This window comes from Rothia sp. HMSC064D08, assembly GCF_001809525.1.
In the GTDB taxonomy this organism is placed as follows: domain Bacteria; phylum Actinomycetota; class Actinomycetes; order Actinomycetales; family Micrococcaceae; genus Rothia; species Rothia dentocariosa.
Map to the genome: position 1 here is coordinate 101,783 of NZ_KV797895.1, position 16,411 is coordinate 118,193.

Consider the following 16,411-nt stretch of genomic DNA (forward strand, 5'->3'; position numbering starts at 1 on the left):
AGTTTTTCCTGCGCGTAGCCCATCCCTGCCCTTAAACCACAGGTACAGGGGCAATATACATATAGGCATTAGGTGAGAATAGCGCTGAAAGAAGTTCCCGTCTTGTCTTCCCACCATGCAGACATCCCGAAAAACCGCTGGAGCTGGAGACTCCTCTACAATTTTCTTCTCTATGTATCTCCCGTTGCACTCCTAACAGTCGCATTCCCGTTCGTAACCCCCATTCTCAGCAAGAACTATGTGGGGTCGGTGCCGCTTATCCAGATTATTCTGGCGGCATCCATCGTGGTTCCCTGGTTAAGCCAGGCGGTATGCATGCCTATTTACCGCGCCCTCGAATCCGAACATCTGAAAGTTGAGGATGCGCGCCGCGAAGTTCAGGAAGAAGCGGCAATTCTCAAACGGGATCACAAATCCAAAGAGGCGCAAGAACTTCTTGCTACTCTCGATACCGACCCGAAATATCAGCATATTAGCGAGCTGAGGGCATTTAGCCGCCATTGGGGCTACCTCTATCTGGTGGGCCTGCCCATCGCGTTCCTTTTCGCCATTCCCGTGGTGCTTGTGCTGCACTGGGATATGGTGGCGCTGGTATCCTTCCTCTTTTTGAGTATGCTCAACGTTGCGTATGCGCAGCTGCTTATTGTGCCGAACGTGGCGAAAAACCGTCCGCTGTGGTTCTTCGCATGGTTGGGCTACACGATTGTTCTGCTGACGTTGCCGACCTTGTGGTTCCTGCCTCCGCTGGTAGGGTCGGCCATTCTGTTCAGCGGTATTGGGCGTGAAATTAAGCAGCTGTTCCACTTCAGCCGCCTTCCGCTAGGTGCCGCCTACCGCGACGTTATTCGCGGCCTGCTGACCGGTTCTATCCTCTGGGCTGATAAATACGTGCTCTTCTTGGTGACGAACGGCAAGATCGACGTTATCGCCATCTACATGAGCCTGGTTCCCTGCGTGATCGCCTACAACTACTTCTTCGTGGTTGAATCTAACCGCGTGAACGGCTCTATTCAGCGTCTGTGGACCCTCTTCAATAAACTTCCCTTCAATGAAATTGAGCCGGAGGCGCACGCTGTAGTGCGTATTTCTCACGCCTCCGTGCGCAACACGTTGATTGTCTCAGTTATCTGCTCGGTCATTACGGGCATTCTGATGTATATCTTCGTACCGAACACCTTCCCGCTCGCCTATGCGGGACTGACGGTGGCATGGTTGTTCCTGGCGATGGCGCTCTTCATCTATCAGCTGGAATACATGACCATGTTTAAGACTGTGCACATTATCGGTGCGGTACACCTGCTGATCGTCACTGTCGCCTTTTCAATCATCCCGAACGATGGCGGTTATCTGCCTATCATTATCGGCGAAGCAATTCTCGCCCTCGTCACATGGATACTCTACCGTCGTGCCTGGGCTAATCCCGAATACTCACTCTTCTGGCGTCGTGCCCTAGCCTGGTAGATGAGAGGTCATATACATTGATAAACACCGCAATGCGTAACCACTATGCCCCGCTGCAATTGCCCGCGCCGGGACCCCGAACACCCGACCCTGATTATCCTGAGGTCGATGTTGCGCTGGTGATGGAATCGACCTACCCCTACCTCAAGGGCGGGGTTTCCGCAGTGGTTCACGATATTATCGTGGAAAACCCGAGCATCAGCTTCGGAATTATTCATATTTCCTGGGATAGTAAACAGGAACTTAAAGACCTGTACGGTATGCCCGAAAACGTCAAATGGGTGAAGGTGATCTACCTGAGCCTAGAGGAGCATAAGGAAGAATTCGCCCAAGAATGTAACCCGAAAAACCTCAAGATGAATCGTCGCCAACGCAAGAAACTGGTGGCGAGACTTATGAGCGCTTTCGATGCTCTTATACACGGCGATGTAAACCCGCTCTGGTCGTTCTACGATGAAGGAATTAACCCCCGCACCCGCACCTACTCACTCTTCGCCCTCACCGGCACCCGCGAGTTTATGGAGGCAGTCGGTAACTGGGGCTTCCTCGCACAGGTTCCGTTCGGCGAACTCTTCTGGGAGGTCCGTAACTTCGTCTCTATCGTGTACGCCCTGCTGCATGAGCGCCTGCCCTATGCCCGCGTGTACCATGCCCACACCACCGGCTACGCCTCACTTTTGGGCGCTGCGGGTGCGCGCGATTACGGCACCAGCTTCCTGCTGACCGAACACAACCTGTATGTGCGCGATACTATCAACACCAAGCTGGAACGCAATATGGCCAAGCCCGTCACCACGGATTACGCCTTCCTGAAGGAGCCGCGCGATAAACCCGAGTTGGGTCCCGTCACGCTCGAAGAGACCGCGTGGTGCGTCTGGTTCCTGGAAATGGGACGTTTCTGCTATCCCAGCGCCGATATGGTGACCTATCTGTACCCCAAGGCGATTGAGGAGGCACGCGGTATCGGTGCGCCCATCGACCAGTACAACGAGGGTGAAGAAGACCGCGCGGTCGTGCTGCCGAACGGTATGCTTATCGAGAGCGTGTATCCGGCGTATGTGGGGCGTCAGACTGCCCGGGCGCGCATCCTGGCGGAGGGACGCGGGCATATGTGGCGTTTCGTGTTTATTGCGCGTGTGGTGCCCATTAAGGGGCTCACAGACCTCGTGAAGTCGCTTGCGCTGCTGCGTGATGCCGGGCTCGACAACTTCCACCTGGATGTGCTCGGACCGAAGAACCACATGCCGGAATACTATGAGTTGTGCGTGCGCACGATCGAAGAGCTCAATATGGGCGACTTCATTACCTTCCACGGCACCGTGAAGGTGCGCGAAATGCTGGACCGCTTCGACGTTCTGCTCATGCCCAGCTACAACGAAGGTCAGCCCATTGTGGCGCTGGAAGCGATGGCAGCATCCATTCCGCTGGTGAGTACCGACGTGGGCGGTATGTCGCAGCTGATCGATGATGTGCTGGTCACCTCGGATGGCAGTGAAATAGGTAACTGCGGTATTCTAACCATTCCGGGCGATGTTGAAGGCTTCACGCAGGCGCTTCGCACCATGATGGAGGAACCCAGCATCTATGAGCGGTACTGTGTTAACGCTTACAACCGAGTTGTAAAGTTCTTCCAACTTCGCCTGGTTATGGACCGTTATGACCAGATATACCGTAAGCTAGGTAAAATACCTCAGCGAGTTACGGAGCAGATTGAAGAATGAGCGATAATTCTCTACGAGCCGGCACTCCGGGAAAATTTGGTGCCTGGATTCGATACGGCGGAGACCCTATATCGGAAGAGCAGCTGGCCTTTGCGGCGCAGAACTACGCGGTAGCTATTCTGCAGCCCTGGGAGCTGGATGCGGCACGCTACCTCAAAGAGCAGTCACCTAATATGGTGGTGCTCGCCTATAAGTGCCTTTCTTCCAGTCGCGCCTATGAACCAGGCCCCATTTACTCTTCGGGTGTCTCTTATAAATATGCGCAGGATCTTCTGAACACAACCGGTAAGGATTTGTTCGCCCGCCGCCTAGACGGCTCTCTGATCGAGTGGTCGGGGTACTGGCAGCACTACCAGATGGCGGTGTGGAGTGCAGACTACCGCTGGCAGTGGGTGCACTCCGTGGTGGAAGAACTGCGTAACTCGCCCTTTGACGGCGTGATGGCTGATAACGATGTAGAGAATGATTATTACGGACTAAACCTGCCGATTCAGGGCGTTGAAAGCATCACCACGATTCGGCAGCATCTCGATTTCTTGATCTCCTTCGCCGGTATTGAGCTGAATAAGATCGGCAAAATCCTGGTACCTAATATTGCCGAATCGCGCCTGCGCTGGGGCAAATGGGAGAGCCATAGTGCCTACGGCGGCGGATTTGAGGAAGTGTGGCTCGGCTGGGGCGCACAAGAATTCCTCAGCGGCGCCTACGCCACCATGCAGGGAAACCATATTGGGCGCGGTGCCGAAGGTCTGGTAACGCTGAATGCGGTGCAGGACCGCTCGGGCGATGCCTACGGCGCTGTGAATACTCAGCAGTCCCTTCCTAAGGTCACGATTTTGCGCACCCCGCACGGGTACTCGACGTCGCCGATTAGCGGCACGGATGAGAATCTGCTGTATGGTCTGGCTGGGTTCTGGGTTTTTGGAGGCGGTCGCTTCACCGGCATCAACGCAACTCAGCACGATGCCTATGACGGTACTCCGAATGCGCCCGAGCTGTCCTTTGACTTGGGGGCTGCATCCGGTGAGATTGAGGCTCAGGACAGTGTGCAAACCCGTGCTTTCACGCACGGCTGGGCGGCTCTGAATACGAGCGACCGCACTACGATGGTGCGCGTGCCGCAGGATCAAGGGCTTGTAGATGCGCAAAACAACGCGGCACCAGCCACCCTCACCCTAGAAGGCCACCGCGGGGTTATTTACCGTAAGCGGTAATTTTAAGGTCTCTTGCTATAGCCTAAATACGGCGGTATTCTGTACCCTGCCCGGGGTGGGAATACCGCCTATCTGTTACATGTACTGACAACAGACCGGAATAAAGTCCGTTTCATGTCAAGAAACGGGCTGATTCACAGCGCAGCAGCCCTGTACTGTGGAACAAGCGGCTGGAATACAGCCAACCGTTCTCGTGGTGTTGAGTTTAAGGAGTGAATTACAGTGAATATTCTTTTGATCGACGGCGGTAAAGCATTTGGACACTCGGCGGGTCGCCTGAACCACACCCTGCATCAAACAGCCCGTGATACGTTATCGGCGCTCGGTCATCATGTGCGAGAAACTGTGATTGACGACGGGTACGATATTCACCAGGAAGTAGAAAAATTCCAGTGGATGGATGCGGTCATCTGGCAGATGCCCGGTTGGTGGATGCATGAGCCGTGGACCGTGAAAAAATATATGGATGAGGTGTTTTCCACCGGCGCGGGTACCCTGTTCGCTAATGATGGTCGCAGCAGCGTCAACCCCACTGAAGGATACGGCACGGGCGGTCTTCTTCAGGGGCGGCGGCATATGCTGTCGCTGACATGGAACGCGCCTCGCGAAGCTTTTATCCGGGAGGGCGACTTCTTCGAGGGAGTCGGGGTAGATGCCCTCTATATGCACTTTCATAAAGCCAATGAGTTCTTGGGGACTACCCAATTACCCACCTTTATTTGCAATGATGTGATTAAAAATCCGCAGGTCGAACAGTATCTCGCTGACTATACTGCCCACCTCAACGAGGTCTTCGGTCGGGCGTAAGGGTTTAAGCCTGCATGCCTTCATAAGCATGCCTGAGCAGACGGCATCACGTGAAAGCTGACCGCATAGAATCGGATGCAGATTTCTCTATCGCCTCATGTCATCACCAGGAAGGTAGTTAAGATTATGGCTGCTGAAAACAATGAACGTTATCTGCGTGGGAAAGAGGTACTTGCCCGGGTAGAGCAGAACCCTCACGGATCTATTCTTGATAGCTTAGCTTCTTTTTCGCCTGACTTAGAACGGTTTGTCGTGGAGTTTGGGTATGCGGATGTTTTTGATCGGGAAGGTTTATCCGATCAGTCTCGTCAGCTCATCACCATATCTGCTCTGGCCGCACTTGGGAATGCAGCTCCGCAGCTGGAATTCCACATTAATGGTGCCCTCAATGTGGGCTGTTCTCCTGAACAGATTATCGAGACTTTTATCCATGTGACTATATACGCTGGTTTCCCCGCTGCATTAAATGCCGTCTCTGTTGCCCGTAAGGTTTTCACCGAACGCGGTATTGACGTGAACTTAGATACGCATAGCACCGAGCCCGCCAAGCGTTTCGAGGTAGGTTCTTCATTTCTTGAGCGTGTAGATGGAGCTGGTGGCGAGGCTGTGGTTGAATCGCTTCAAGATATTGCACCAGATTTAGGCCGCTACATTGTCGAGTACTCATTTGGCGATGTTTATTCTCGACCCGGGCTGAGCCTGTGGGAACGCGAACTGGTCTCTGTGGCTGCGTGCAGCGCTTTAGGAACGTGCGTGCCTCAGCTGCATGTTCATATCAACGGCTTCTTGAATGTAGGCGGCACTCAAGACGAACTTGTGGAACTGATGATTCAGATAGCGGTCTATGCAGGATTCCCCGCCGCCCTAAATGCTATCGCCAGTTTGCGGAAAGTATTAACGGAGAATAATGCATAATGACGATGCGCGCGAAGTGGTGAAACCAGGGGTTTAAAGGTGGCTCTGTTCGCGGGGCAGTACATAAAAATATACGGGTGGCTCCCTGAAAATATGTCAGGGAGCCACCCGTATATTCTTATCAAGTTATATAGCTATTCGGCTATATATACTACTCAAACCTTATTTTGTGGGGTATGACGGTGCCTCTTCGCCAGCCATACGTTCGAGCACGCGTACCACCTGGCAGGAGTAACCGAACTCGTTGTCGTACCAGACGTATAGGATGGCTGAGTCGTCGGTGACGACGGTGGCAAGCGCATCCACCACACCTGCGTTACGGGAACCCACAAAGTCGGTGGAGACGGCCTCATGCGAATCGGAGTAACCAATCTGGCGGCGAAGTTCACCGCTGAGGGCAACCTGGCGGAAGACCTCGTTCAGTTCATCCTTGGACCCGGCGGGCTTAGCCAGCTTCACGTTCAGAATAGCCATCGAAACGTCCGGGGTGGGAACGCGAATAGCGTTACCGGTCAGCTTGCCCTCCAACTGGGGGAGTGCCTTAGAAACAGCACGTGCCGCGCCGGTTTCGGTAATCACCATGTTCAGCACCGCCGAACGGCCGCGACGATCACCCTTGTGGAAGTTATCGATCAGGTTCTGATCATTCGTGAAAGCGTGCACGGTCTCCACGTGACCGCGTTCCACACCGTACACGTCATCAAGAACCTTCAGTGCGGGGGTAATCGCGTTGGTCGTGCAGGATGCCGCCGAAAGAATCTTATCGTCGTCGGTAATGATGCTATCGTTCACGCCGAAGACAATATTCTTCATATCGCCCTTACCGGGAGCGGTCAGCAGAACGCGGGAAATACCGGGGCGCTCAAGGTGCTGGGTCAGACCCGGAACATCGCGCCAGCGGCCGGTGTTATCGACCAGAAGCGCATCCTCAATACCGTACTCGGTGTAATCCACAGTGGTCGGATCTGACGAGTAGATGAAACGCACCGGCAGACCGTTAGCAATAATGGTGTCGTTCTCGGCATCTACCTTAATCGTGCCCTTGAACGGGCCATGCACCGAATCGCGCGCCAGCAAAGAAGCACGCTTCTCAAGATCGTTCTCGGTATTCTTGCGCACCACCACCGCACGCAGACGCAGGTTTGCCCCCAGCGATGAGGAACGCTCCAGCAGAATACGCGCCAACAGACGGCCAATGCGCCCGAAACCATAGAGCACCACATCCTGCTGCTTAACGGTCTCGCCCTTCTTACCAACCGATGCGCCAACCTGCTCGGGCAGCCACATGGAGAAGTCGGGGGAGCCCGCATCAACATGCTGGCGATGCAGAGCCGCAATGTTGATCGAGCAGGGACCAAGGTTAAGGTCAAAAAGCGCCTGAACCAGCTCTAGCGTATGCTCGGGGTTCAGCGGGGTTCCATCAACCTTCGCGGCACCATCATGCAGGCGCAACAGCTGAATAACGGACTTATTAACCAGGCTGCGACCGTGAATATTAAGAACTACACCGTTCTCGCGGTTTAGCTTACCGATGAGGGGAATCATCTCCTCAGCTTGGGTTTCGCGGGCAATCCACTGCTCGTGAGTGTTTTCGGGAGTCGTCACTCTTGACCTTCTTCCTCAATGGACGTCTTCGTCGGAATTTGTTGTTCGCGCCGATGCGCATGCCCAGCTTATCGGGCCGCACGCAACCGACTCTGCTTTAAGTCTAACCGCTGCGGCGAACGGTTTTATTCCCTCACGCCGCCGAATCTGTGAAATCTAGCACGCTTTGCACGATGCGCTACGCCCGAAGCCAATAAAGCCCACACAAGCCCTCACACAAGAAGCGAAAACAACGGGAATAACACACAGAAACACACTCCACCGCGAGGCAACCTTGAGTAGAATTGAGACATGTTAACTGTCATCGGTGAAGCACTCGTAGATGTCGTCCACAGCAACGACGCCCCCATGCACGCCTACCCCGGCGGATCTCCCCTCAACGTCGCCGTCGGCGCCGCACGGCTAGGGCACAAGACCCGGTTTATCGGCCACTACGGAACCGACGAACACGGCGCCAGCATCGCCGCGCACCTGAGCGCATCCAAAGTGCAGGTACCCTTCGAGCCGCGTGCCGCACGAACCTCAACCGCGCAGGCGTATATCGGGGAAGACGGCGCGGCACGCTACGAATTCGATATCGACTGGAGCCTCGACAGCTACGCCGACGATATTCTGGCCTTAGCCCCCAGCTGCGAAGCGCTGCACACCGGCTCTATCGGGGCGATGCTCGAACCGGGCGCCCACGTGGTTGCTCAAGCGCTCACGGCGGCACGAGAAAGCGCTCTCATCAGCTACGACCCAAACTGCCGCCCCACCATTATTAGCGACCGTGCCCTCGCCCAGAGCTGGGCAGAAAAATTTGCTGCGCTCGCGTCGGTGGTGAAGGCAAGTGACGAAGATCTGACATGGCTATATCCTGACCGTTCCCTTGCAGAAACCGCGCATGCCTGGCTCGACCTCGGTGTAGAGCTGATGGTGATAACCCGCGGTGAAGGCGGGCCGATCGCCTACACCCGTGCATACCCCAACGGGATTGAAGAACCGGCCTATCGCGTGGAGGTTGCAGATACTGTAGGAGCGGGCGATTCGCTCATGGCGGCGCTGATCGCCGCGCTTCTCGACAGAGGCATCAGCGGTGCCCAAGCACGCGCCAAACTTGCCGCGCTCACCCGCGAAGATATTCAAAATCTGCTACGATTCTCCGCAACGGCGGCGGGAATTACCGTCTCGCGTTCCGGAGCGAACCCGCCCACCCGCGAAGAACTTAACGCCGTACTCAACGGCTAAGTCAGCCACCTAACCTAAACGAGGAGGACTACCGTGACTAACAACCTCGGCACCGCACCCCTGCCGCGTGAACCCTACGCTGGGCTGCCCGACCTGCCGCTCTTCAACCTGACCTCCACCGACCTTGAAAACGGCGCCGCCGCGCCCACCGCCATGCTCTCGGCGCTCTTTGGCGTGCCCGGCGGGCAGGATCAGTCTCCACAGCTGAGCTGGTCGGGATTCCCCGAAGAGACCAAATCCTTCGTTGTCACCTGCTACGACCCGGATGCGCCCACCCCCAGCGGGTTCTGGCACTGGACCGTATCAAACATCCCCGCATCGGTTACCGCGCTTGAGACCAACGCGGGCGCTATCGTTGGCGGTCAGGGCGGCGCGGCGCTTCCGGCCGGGGCGATAGCGCATCGCAACGACGCCGGAACCCCCGGATTCGTGGGTGCGGCGCCTCCAGCAGGGCACGGGCCGCATCGGTACATATTCTGCGTGACCGCCGTGGACGTACCCGAACTTGAGGTAGACGAAAACACCTCGCCCGCCGTCGTGAACTTCAACCTCTTCTTCCACGGCATCGCACGCGCTTTCCTGACCGTCACCCATGCAGAACCGGCGGCTTAGGCGCTTATTCTCGCATGATTAAGCTCATCGCCAGCGATCTGGACGGCACGCTCATCGGGCCTGATTTTCGTTTTCGCCCACGCACCCTGCACGCCCTAGAGGCGGCGCGTGCGGCGGGCATTGACATCGTGTTCGTGACCGGGCGCCCGAGCCGTTGGCTTACCCCGCTGCGGGAACAAACCGATTTTGACTCCTACGCCATTTGCTCGAACGGTGCCGTGGTGTATCATCTGGGCGCCAACGAAGTAGAGGCGGTTAACGGTGCCGAACCCGCCGTGATCGAGCGTGCCCACGCCCGGCTTGAGCCGATATTCCCCGAGGTCACCTACACTCTCGAAACCGTAGATACCGTCTACATTCAGGGGCCGCACGACGGGGGAGACGTGCTTGAGGGCGCTCGCGTGGTTGAATCCTCTATGGCGGAGGCATTCGTGGCGCTCGGCGATACTCCGATCATTAAATACCTGGTCCGGGTGCCCGGTATGGACCCCGATATCCTGCATGTGCGTGTGGCGCAGACCGTGGGTGAGCTGGTGTCGGTCACGCGTGGGGTTGTGGGCGAGCCGCTGATCGAGATGGGCTCGAAGACCGTGAATAAGGGGCGCACTCTCGCCCAATTTGCCTCAAGGCACGGTATTGAGGCGCACGAGGTAATGGCCTTCGGTGATATGCCTAACGATGCTGAAATGCTGTGCTGGGCGGGTCGCGGGTATGCGATGGCATCCGGTGAGCCTGCGCTGATTAAGAAGGTGGGGCGCACCTGCCCGCCCTTCGGGGAAGACGGCGTGGCGCAGGTGATCGAGGCGATGCTTCAGGGTCGCGGCGAGGCACAGTACCGAGCGATGTAGCCTCTGCGCGGCTGCGTGCCGTGTAGCTTTATCCAAATCCTCATCTAAATTTTTGCCTCTCATCTAAAAATTTTTGGATGAGAGGCGTATTTTTTGGATGAGGGAGCCGTCGAAAGTACGTACTGGGCATAAAACGGTCGTCTATATAGAAATAATTCTTTCTATTATCGCCTATACTAGAAATAGTTCTTTCTATATGAGGGTATAAAGATTATGGCGTATATTCCCACCAAGGTGCGCCGGGCCGCGCGGACGATCGGCGAGCAGCTGCGCATCCAACGCAAACTGATGGGTCTGACCGCGCAGATGGTTGCGGAACGTGCAGACATTACGACCGTGACCCTGCGGCGCATTGAGCAGGGCGAATCGGTGCGTACTGACGTGCTTTTTCGTGTGCTGCGGGTGCTCGGCATGCTGGATGCGGTCGTCACCGCCACCGACCCGTACCTCACGGACGTCGGCCGCCTGCGTGCCAGCGAAAAACTACCTAAGTCGGTGCGCATCCCCAAAAGCGAAATGGGCTGGTAACCATGAGTGAAGCAGCTGATTAACTGAATTTATGGTGCTGTTGCGTATTTATCTAGAGTCAAGACTGACTCGTCGCATTAGCGGTTCTGCTGATTATCTTCCGCGTCGATCCTTTTAAAGAAGGAATAGTAAATAATTTGAACAAAAACGATCAGCATGATGATGAGGATTATTGGAACCGTTATATATTCGATTTTCATGTGCCGGTCCAGCACGTCCACGCCGAAGGTGATAATCAGAAAGACCATGAGGTAGTTCGATTTCGTCTTCATCTTTCCCACTCTAACATTGCCGAGTGCAAGAATTCTTGCACCTATCAGCTTTATAAAGCCATATAAAGCTGATAGGTGGTGTGTACAAGGGAAGGAGTGCATCATGCCTAAGAGTTTAGCGACCGAAGAGTTCATCACAGGTGTTCTGCACGATCCTGAGCGGCGCATCCGTGAACAGATCGATCGGGGTGAAATCACTCCCACTGCCGAGTCTATGCAGGAGCTCTCGAACGCGCTCTCGCATACGGTTGAGGTGCGCAAGGGTGCGCGGGGGTCTGGGAAGTATATTGGCAAGGTGAAGGATAGCCGCAGCACCCGCGAATACCTTGGCGGCATCAGTCTGTAGGCCCTCAACGATAGGGTGCGCAAGAACAATATTCTGCGCCTCAAAAACAAGGCGGGACGTAACGGATATCCGGTTTTTCAGTTCAAAGACGGGGCAGTGGATCCGCAGGTTCGGCAGGTTATTAAAACCCTATTAGACGGAAAACTGACTGAGTGGGAAGTTGCTTTTTTGGCTCGCTCGTCCGTCGAAATTCTACGATGATCGCCCCGCAGTTGAGTACATGAAGGACTCCGAAGAGAACTTCAAGCTCGTTGTGGCTCATGCTCATGAGGACGCTGCTAACCGGAGGGCAAACTACTGATATTTCTTGATGGGACAAAAGCGGGAGCGTTTTCTTCATTCGGGAGCACTTAAGCCGCTCCCGAATGAAGAAAATGCTCCCGGAACTCAAGGGATTGTGGGCAAGCCCAGCAGTTAGTGCCCCAGCTCGTCGTGGTCCCTGTCGGTGAAGGGGTCCAGCGGATCGCCCGCCGCCTTGGTACGTTTGGCGATAAACGTCATCAGGTGGAACACGATCAGAGTTGCCGCCGTGCCGAGCGCAATACCCGCGAACGACAAGCCCGAGAACTCCCAGGTGTAATCCGCGATGCCCACAATTAGCGCAACAGCGGCGGTCGTCAGGTTAATCTGGTTTGAGAAATCCACGCGGTTCTCGCTCCAAATGCGCACGCCGAGCATCCCGATCATGCCGTACAGCACGGTTGCGGCACCTCCAAGAACACCCGCCGGAACGGTCGCAATCGCCGCGCCAAACGCCGGGAAAAGCGAGAGAGCGATCGCGAAAATCGCAGCCACCCAGTACGCCGCCGTCGAATACACCTTGGTCGCCGCCATAACACCAATATTCTCGGCGTAGGTGGTCGTACCGGAACCGCCGCCAAAACCGGCGACGGTGGTCGCTAAACCGTCCGCCATGAGCGCGCGACCCGAGTACTCATCTAAGTTCTCGCCCGTCATGAGCGCCACCGACTTCACATGCCCAATGTTCTCGGCAACCAGCACCAGAATCACGGGAATAAACAGCCCGGCAAGCTCCCAGTGGAACTCGGGGTTCTGAAAATGCGGCAGTCCGATAATGCCCTGTTGCTGCACGGTCTTCTCGATAGTCGAGAAATCTACCTCGCCGCGCACAACCGCAGTCACATACCCGATAATCACGCCCAACAGAATCGAGAGGCGACCAATAATACCCTTGAACAGCACCGAAATCAGGATAATCGAGATAAGGGTTACGAGCGCGGTGATGGGCGCCTTCATGAAGTTTGCTTTCGCACTCGGTGCCAGGTTGAAGCCGATGAGCGCCACGATCGCGCCGGTTACCACGGGTGGCATGAGTTTCGTCAGCCAGCCGGTACCTGCAAACTGCACAATAACGCCCACCAGGAAGAGCGACAGACCCGCCATGACGATGCCGCCGAGTGCACCCGCCGGGCCGTGCTGGTTTGTTGCCGCCGCCAGGGGTGCGATAAACGCGAAGGAAGAGCCCAGGTAAGAAGGCACACGCCCGCGTGTGATCAGCAGGAACAAGACGGTGCCCAGACCCGAGAAGAACAGCGTGGTTGCGGGCGGAAACCCGGTCAGCAGCGGCACGAGGAAGGTTGCGCCGAACATTGCCACCACATGCTGGGCGCCGATGCCGATCGTAATAGGCCAAGCGAGGCGTTCGCTCGGCGCCACGACCGAGCCAGGTTTAATACTTCTGCCGTCGCCGTGCAGACGCCAGCCGAAACCGGATTTCTGTGTGCTCATGGGATGCGATCTCCAGGTGAAAGTGAGGACAAAATTCCCAGTAATTCTACACCTGTTGGCTCCTGCACGCGCATTGTAAAAAGGCTCTTGATGTGAAATAAAACGGATTTTCCACCGCTTTATTCACACCAAGAGCCTATTTAGCAGAGGAGGGGCCGCTACAGCGCCGCCTGCAAATCCTCTAAGTGGTCGTACTTCGAGAGCTCGAAACGCAGATGCCCCTCAGTCGGCGACTGCACCGGCAGGAACGAAGCCTCACGCAAACGCCGCGCAGTCGGCGAGGAAGCAACGTAACCGGCGCCTCCAACAACCTGCAGCTCAAAATGCGTAGCAATCGTCGCCAGATGCGAAACACCAAGGCGCAAGCTCAACAAATCGCGACGCTCGGCACGCTGCGGCTCACGCGCTAAACGCACCAGCTCATCGCGCAAACTCTCGTACTCGCCCACAATCAGAGGGAACTCAGAACTGAAAATACCCTGCGAAGCCTCAAGATGCTTCGAAGCCTCCACCAGCGCACCGGCGGCAAGACCCAAGCAGAATGCTGACTGCACCAGCAAGAACGGCGCGGTCACATCATTGAGGAAGCCCTCAAAATTATCGGTCAGAATATCCTCGGTCGGCACAAAAACATCCTCAAAAATGATCGTGCCAGACTCGGTTCCGTTGAGCGCCAGCAGGTTACGGTGATACGCAACCTTCAACCCCGGAGCATCCTGGCGAACCGTCACAATATACCGGTTCGGATGCCCCTCCTGCGCATTCTGCACCGCTACCGGCAGCACAATCACGCCGCCCGGGTACAGGTTAGAAGCCCACGACACCGTGCCGTTGAGCTTCACACCACCCTCTACCAAAGTGCCCAAAACCTTGATCGGCGCAAGCCCCGAAGCCTCCTTATACGCCGCCGCCATCGCGCTCGTACCGCTCGTCGTGGCCTCAGCCAAACCCTCGGGCAGCTCACGGTTCACCGCATCAAAGAACGCAATCGTAGAACGATGCGCCCACAGCGAGAACCCGGTTGTCGCATCCTGCGAGGCAAGGTCAAAAGCAACCGAAACCTGCGGAAGCAAAGACCCGGTACGCCCCAGAGTCAGCAGACCATTCTTCGCAATCTCGCGCAGATTCTCAAACGGGGAACGCTCACCGGCATCAACGGCATCTGCGTGTTCGGCGGCAAGCGCAAGCACGCGCTCGCGCTGAGGATAATCCTCAAGAGGTTCAAGAGTGAATTCAGACATGGTAGAGAGCTCCTTGATGCAATGTGCAGATGTGCTTATGCGTGTAGCTTGAAGAGACGGTCGATGGGGGTGCTCACGGCTTTGCGGGCGCGAAGTACCGCATCCTCATCGGGCGCGTCATAGAAGCACAGGCACTTGGCGGTATCCTCGCGCACGTAGGTGCGCAGGAAGGAAACCTCGGGCACCTCGGCATACTTGGGTGCGTTCGCCTTCTTGCGAGTCAGGTACTGCTCCATTGTGATTTCGGCGGGAATATCCCACTCGACCAGGTAGTCTGCATCTTTCTTGAGCTTCTTAATGTCGTCGAGTTCTGCGCCCACCAAGCGAACCTCGTCGGGGCCAACCACGGATGCGCGCTCGCCAATAGCCGCAGTGAGGGCGGGTGCGAACGCGGTGTTTTCAGATTCGATGATGGCGAAGATCAGCTTGTGATCGGCGGAAACCTGGGTTTCGATGAGCTCCGCACCCTCGCTCAGGGAGTTGGAAACGGTTTCGATGAGTGCGGTTGCCTCGTCCTTGGATGCGGTTGCTGGGGTCAACTCGATCAGGTACAGTGCCATGTCTGTTTTCTCCTTAGATAGAACGTTGTCTTTTACCTGCCTGTGCGGCGGGTCTGGCATATACCCTAAACCGGTCGCGGGCGCGGCGCATAATGTTTTTCGCTATGAGTCCTAAAACGAAGATTTAAGAACCCTTCACCCGTCACATGAAGTAATGCGGAGACACAAAACGTCATGTTACAGCGGTGACGGGAATATTTATACGGCGTCTAATGTTCGGGGTGGGTTTTAGTTGCTGACGGTTAGGATGCGCAGCGAGCAAAACCTGACTTTTGGTAGCGTAAACACCTGACTTTTAGTAGCGTAGAATGCCTCTATTTACTATCTGACTAGTGAAAATACGTGTTTTGTCAGATCTGCTGACGAGGGGCTTATTTTGCCCTTATGCCCCTGCTGGCTGAATAGCGTGCAGTAGCTTGCCCTAGCGAGAAATAAGAGCTCCAAATTCTCATTAATTGCCCGTAACTTCCCCAAATTTTGGCGACGCATTCGCGGCGCGTGCCGGGCGGTGCATCTAGTTCAGAGTACCTTTATCTAATTTTAATTATAATCAGAAATAGAAAATATTCTATAACTGTTTATTTAAATACTTTAGTTCGAGCATGGGTGTCTAGAGTTTGCAGTGTATATATTTTATTATTGCAGCAGCTTGTGGTTCGATGAATTTTAAAAAATATCAGATGTCTAGCCTATGGTGTTGGTGAATATATAAACCTATGAGTGTAGGAAACATTCTTTAGTCTTGACATTGATTTTAGAATTATTTAGCGTGGTAGTGTCATCTTTATTTTCTAGGTGGCGCAATTCTAGTGTATTAAATTCACAAAGGAGCTGATTCGAAATGAGTAAGTTTGCCAAGGTTGGGACTGGCGCAACGGCTCTGGCTATGGCTTTGAGTCTTTTTGGTGGTGCGCCAGCACATGCCAAGTACGATTCAGCAGAACCCCTGAAGGATGGGTCGAAGGCTGCACAGCTTGGTTGTGCTCTTGCAAATTGGCTGTATGGTCCACGCACATGCTCTCTCTAAAGTAGAACATTTCCTAATCAACAGTATACAACTCTTAATGTTTAGGTATTTTTGAAATCGTTTATGTAAGAGTACCGGTTGTATAACGGAAAGACGATTCTTGTTTACATAATCTGATGTGGGTTGTGTATCGCTTTCTGAAATATGTAGAGTTTTTACTGGTTTACAGGGATGTAATTAGGGTTGCTTTTGTCTCCTGGTATTCGGAGAGACAAAAGCAACCCTTTCTAAAATATCAACGTATGAAATTTCTTTAGAAAACTATTCTATTAAGTAGA

The 16,411-nt window shown here is 55.0% G+C and carries 16 protein-coding genes; 11 read left to right on the plus strand and 5 right to left on the minus strand.

The window, feature by feature from the left end; translation table 11 throughout:
* The first annotated feature begins 102 nt into the window (after window positions 1-102).
* The 5 genes from HMPREF2625_RS02610 (at window position 103) to HMPREF2625_RS02630 (ending at window position 6,118) form a co-directional block, all read left to right on the plus strand.
* Entirely contained in the window at window positions 103-1,461 is a 1,359-nt protein-coding gene (locus HMPREF2625_RS02610; RefSeq protein WP_246826590.1) for a hypothetical protein, read from the plus strand.
* A gap of 32 nt (window positions 1,462-1,493) precedes the next feature.
* Complete coding sequence (gene pelF / locus HMPREF2625_RS02615) at window positions 1,494-3,182, plus strand: GT4 family glycosyltransferase PelF (protein WP_070521462.1); 1,689 nt, start codon at window positions 1,494-1,496, stop codon at window positions 3,180-3,182.
* Window positions 3,179-4,396 carry a putative glycoside hydrolase gene (locus HMPREF2625_RS02620; RefSeq protein WP_013398084.1) on the plus strand — a complete coding sequence of 406 codons (1,218 nt, stop codon included), beginning with the start codon at window positions 3,179-3,181 and terminating at the stop codon, window positions 4,394-4,396. The genes pelF and HMPREF2625_RS02620 overlap by 4 nt, the downstream gene beginning before the upstream one ends.
* A 222-nt stretch (window positions 4,397-4,618) precedes the next feature.
* Window positions 4,619-5,203: an NAD(P)H-dependent oxidoreductase gene (locus HMPREF2625_RS02625; RefSeq protein ID WP_070521465.1), complete on the plus strand. Its 585-nt coding sequence runs from the start codon at window positions 4,619-4,621 to the stop codon at window positions 5,201-5,203.
* Window positions 5,204-5,329: 126 nt separating this feature from the next.
* A complete protein-coding gene (locus HMPREF2625_RS02630; RefSeq protein WP_070521468.1) occupies window positions 5,330-6,118 on the plus strand; it encodes a carboxymuconolactone decarboxylase family protein in 789 nt (262 codons plus the stop codon).
* 162 nt (window positions 6,119-6,280) lie between these two features.
* Here HMPREF2625_RS02630 and HMPREF2625_RS02635 read toward each other — a convergent pair whose 3' ends face one another.
* A complete protein-coding gene (locus tag HMPREF2625_RS02635; protein WP_070521470.1) occupies window positions 6,281-7,723 on the minus strand; it encodes a glyceraldehyde-3-phosphate dehydrogenase in 1,443 nt (480 codons plus the stop codon).
* A 291-nt stretch (window positions 7,724-8,014) separates the two neighbouring features.
* Between HMPREF2625_RS02635 and HMPREF2625_RS02640 the strand changes: the two genes are divergently transcribed.
* From HMPREF2625_RS02640 to HMPREF2625_RS02655, 4 genes are all read left to right on the plus strand, one after another.
* Window positions 8,015-8,950: a carbohydrate kinase family protein gene (locus HMPREF2625_RS02640; RefSeq protein WP_070521474.1), complete on the plus strand. Its 936-nt coding sequence runs from the start codon at window positions 8,015-8,017 to the stop codon at window positions 8,948-8,950.
* Between the two features lie 33 nt (window positions 8,951-8,983).
* Window positions 8,984-9,562, plus strand: coding sequence for a YbhB/YbcL family Raf kinase inhibitor-like protein (locus tag HMPREF2625_RS02645; RefSeq protein ID WP_070521477.1), 579 nt, complete (start codon window positions 8,984-8,986; stop codon window positions 9,560-9,562).
* A gap of 14 nt (window positions 9,563-9,576) precedes the next feature.
* Complete coding sequence (locus HMPREF2625_RS02650; RefSeq protein WP_070521479.1) at window positions 9,577-10,410, plus strand: HAD-IIB family hydrolase; 834 nt, start codon at window positions 9,577-9,579, stop codon at window positions 10,408-10,410.
* A gap of 213 nt (window positions 10,411-10,623) precedes the next feature.
* A complete protein-coding gene (locus HMPREF2625_RS02655; RefSeq protein WP_004005858.1) occupies window positions 10,624-10,938 on the plus strand; it encodes a helix-turn-helix domain-containing protein in 315 nt (104 codons plus the stop codon).
* Between the two features lie 77 nt (window positions 10,939-11,015).
* Here HMPREF2625_RS02655 and HMPREF2625_RS02660 read toward each other — a convergent pair whose 3' ends face one another.
* The gene (locus tag HMPREF2625_RS02660; RefSeq protein WP_048778058.1) at window positions 11,016-11,210 is read right to left on the minus strand and encodes a hypothetical protein; all 195 of its coding nucleotides are present in this window, start codon (window positions 11,208-11,210) and stop codon (window positions 11,016-11,018) included.
* 103 nt (window positions 11,211-11,313) lie between these two features.
* Between HMPREF2625_RS02660 and HMPREF2625_RS11030 the strand changes: the two genes are divergently transcribed.
* Complete coding sequence (locus HMPREF2625_RS11030; RefSeq protein WP_246826591.1) at window positions 11,314-11,556, plus strand: hypothetical protein; 243 nt, start codon at window positions 11,314-11,316, stop codon at window positions 11,554-11,556.
* Between the two features lie 414 nt (window positions 11,557-11,970).
* Here the strand turns inward: HMPREF2625_RS11030 and HMPREF2625_RS02670 are convergent, their stop codons facing one another.
* From HMPREF2625_RS02670 to HMPREF2625_RS02680, 3 genes are all read right to left on the minus strand, one after another.
* Window positions 11,971-13,305: a uracil-xanthine permease family protein gene (locus HMPREF2625_RS02670; RefSeq protein WP_070521482.1), complete on the minus strand. Its 1,335-nt coding sequence runs from the start codon at window positions 13,303-13,305 to the stop codon at window positions 11,971-11,973.
* Window positions 13,306-13,463: 158 nt separating this feature from the next.
* Window positions 13,464-14,546 carry an acyl-CoA dehydrogenase family protein gene (locus HMPREF2625_RS02675; RefSeq protein WP_070521485.1) on the minus strand — a complete coding sequence of 361 codons (1,083 nt, stop codon included), beginning with the start codon at window positions 14,544-14,546 and terminating at the stop codon, window positions 13,464-13,466.
* A 35-nt stretch (window positions 14,547-14,581) separates the two neighbouring features.
* Window positions 14,582-15,106: a DUF4242 domain-containing protein gene (locus tag HMPREF2625_RS02680; protein WP_004005853.1), complete on the minus strand. Its 525-nt coding sequence runs from the start codon at window positions 15,104-15,106 to the stop codon at window positions 14,582-14,584.
* Window positions 15,107-15,947: 841 nt separating this feature from the next.
* Between HMPREF2625_RS02680 and HMPREF2625_RS02685 the strand changes: the two genes are divergently transcribed.
* Window positions 15,948-16,133: a hypothetical protein gene (locus HMPREF2625_RS02685; protein ID WP_070521488.1), complete on the plus strand. Its 186-nt coding sequence runs from the start codon at window positions 15,948-15,950 to the stop codon at window positions 16,131-16,133.
* Window positions 16,134-16,411: the final 278 nt, after the last annotated feature.

Bases quoted from the DNA above. Each gene is read 5' to 3' on its own strand.
- pelF (WP_070521462.1), top strand. From the start codon at position 1,494: ATGCGTAACCACTATGCCCCGCTGCAATTGCCCGCGCCGGGACCCCGA.
- HMPREF2625_RS02620 (WP_013398084.1), top strand. From the start codon at position 3,179: ATGAGCGATAATTCTCTACGAGCCGGCACTCCGGGAAAATTTGGTGCC.
- HMPREF2625_RS02630 (WP_070521468.1), top strand. From the start codon at position 5,330: ATGGCTGCTGAAAACAATGAACGTTATCTGCGTGGGAAAGAGGTACTT.
- HMPREF2625_RS02640 (WP_070521474.1), top strand. From the start codon at position 8,015: ATGTTAACTGTCATCGGTGAAGCACTCGTAGATGTCGTCCACAGCAAC.
- HMPREF2625_RS02650 (WP_070521479.1), top strand. From the start codon at position 9,577: ATGATTAAGCTCATCGCCAGCGATCTGGACGGCACGCTCATCGGGCCT.
- HMPREF2625_RS02655 (WP_004005858.1), top strand. From the start codon at position 10,624: ATGGCGTATATTCCCACCAAGGTGCGCCGGGCCGCGCGGACGATCGGC.
- HMPREF2625_RS02660 (WP_048778058.1), bottom strand. From the start codon at position 11,210: ATGAAGACGAAATCGAACTACCTCATGGTCTTTCTGATTATCACCTTC.
- HMPREF2625_RS11030 (WP_246826591.1), top strand. From the start codon at position 11,314: ATGCCTAAGAGTTTAGCGACCGAAGAGTTCATCACAGGTGTTCTGCAC.
- HMPREF2625_RS02670 (WP_070521482.1), bottom strand. From the start codon at position 13,305: ATGAGCACACAGAAATCCGGTTTCGGCTGGCGTCTGCACGGCGACGGC.
- HMPREF2625_RS02675 (WP_070521485.1), bottom strand. From the start codon at position 14,546: ATGTCTGAATTCACTCTTGAACCTCTTGAGGATTATCCTCAGCGCGAG.
- HMPREF2625_RS02680 (WP_004005853.1), bottom strand. From the start codon at position 15,106: ATGGCACTGTACCTGATCGAGTTGACCCCAGCAACCGCATCCAAGGAC.
- HMPREF2625_RS02685 (WP_070521488.1), top strand. From the start codon at position 15,948: ATGAGTAAGTTTGCCAAGGTTGGGACTGGCGCAACGGCTCTGGCTATG.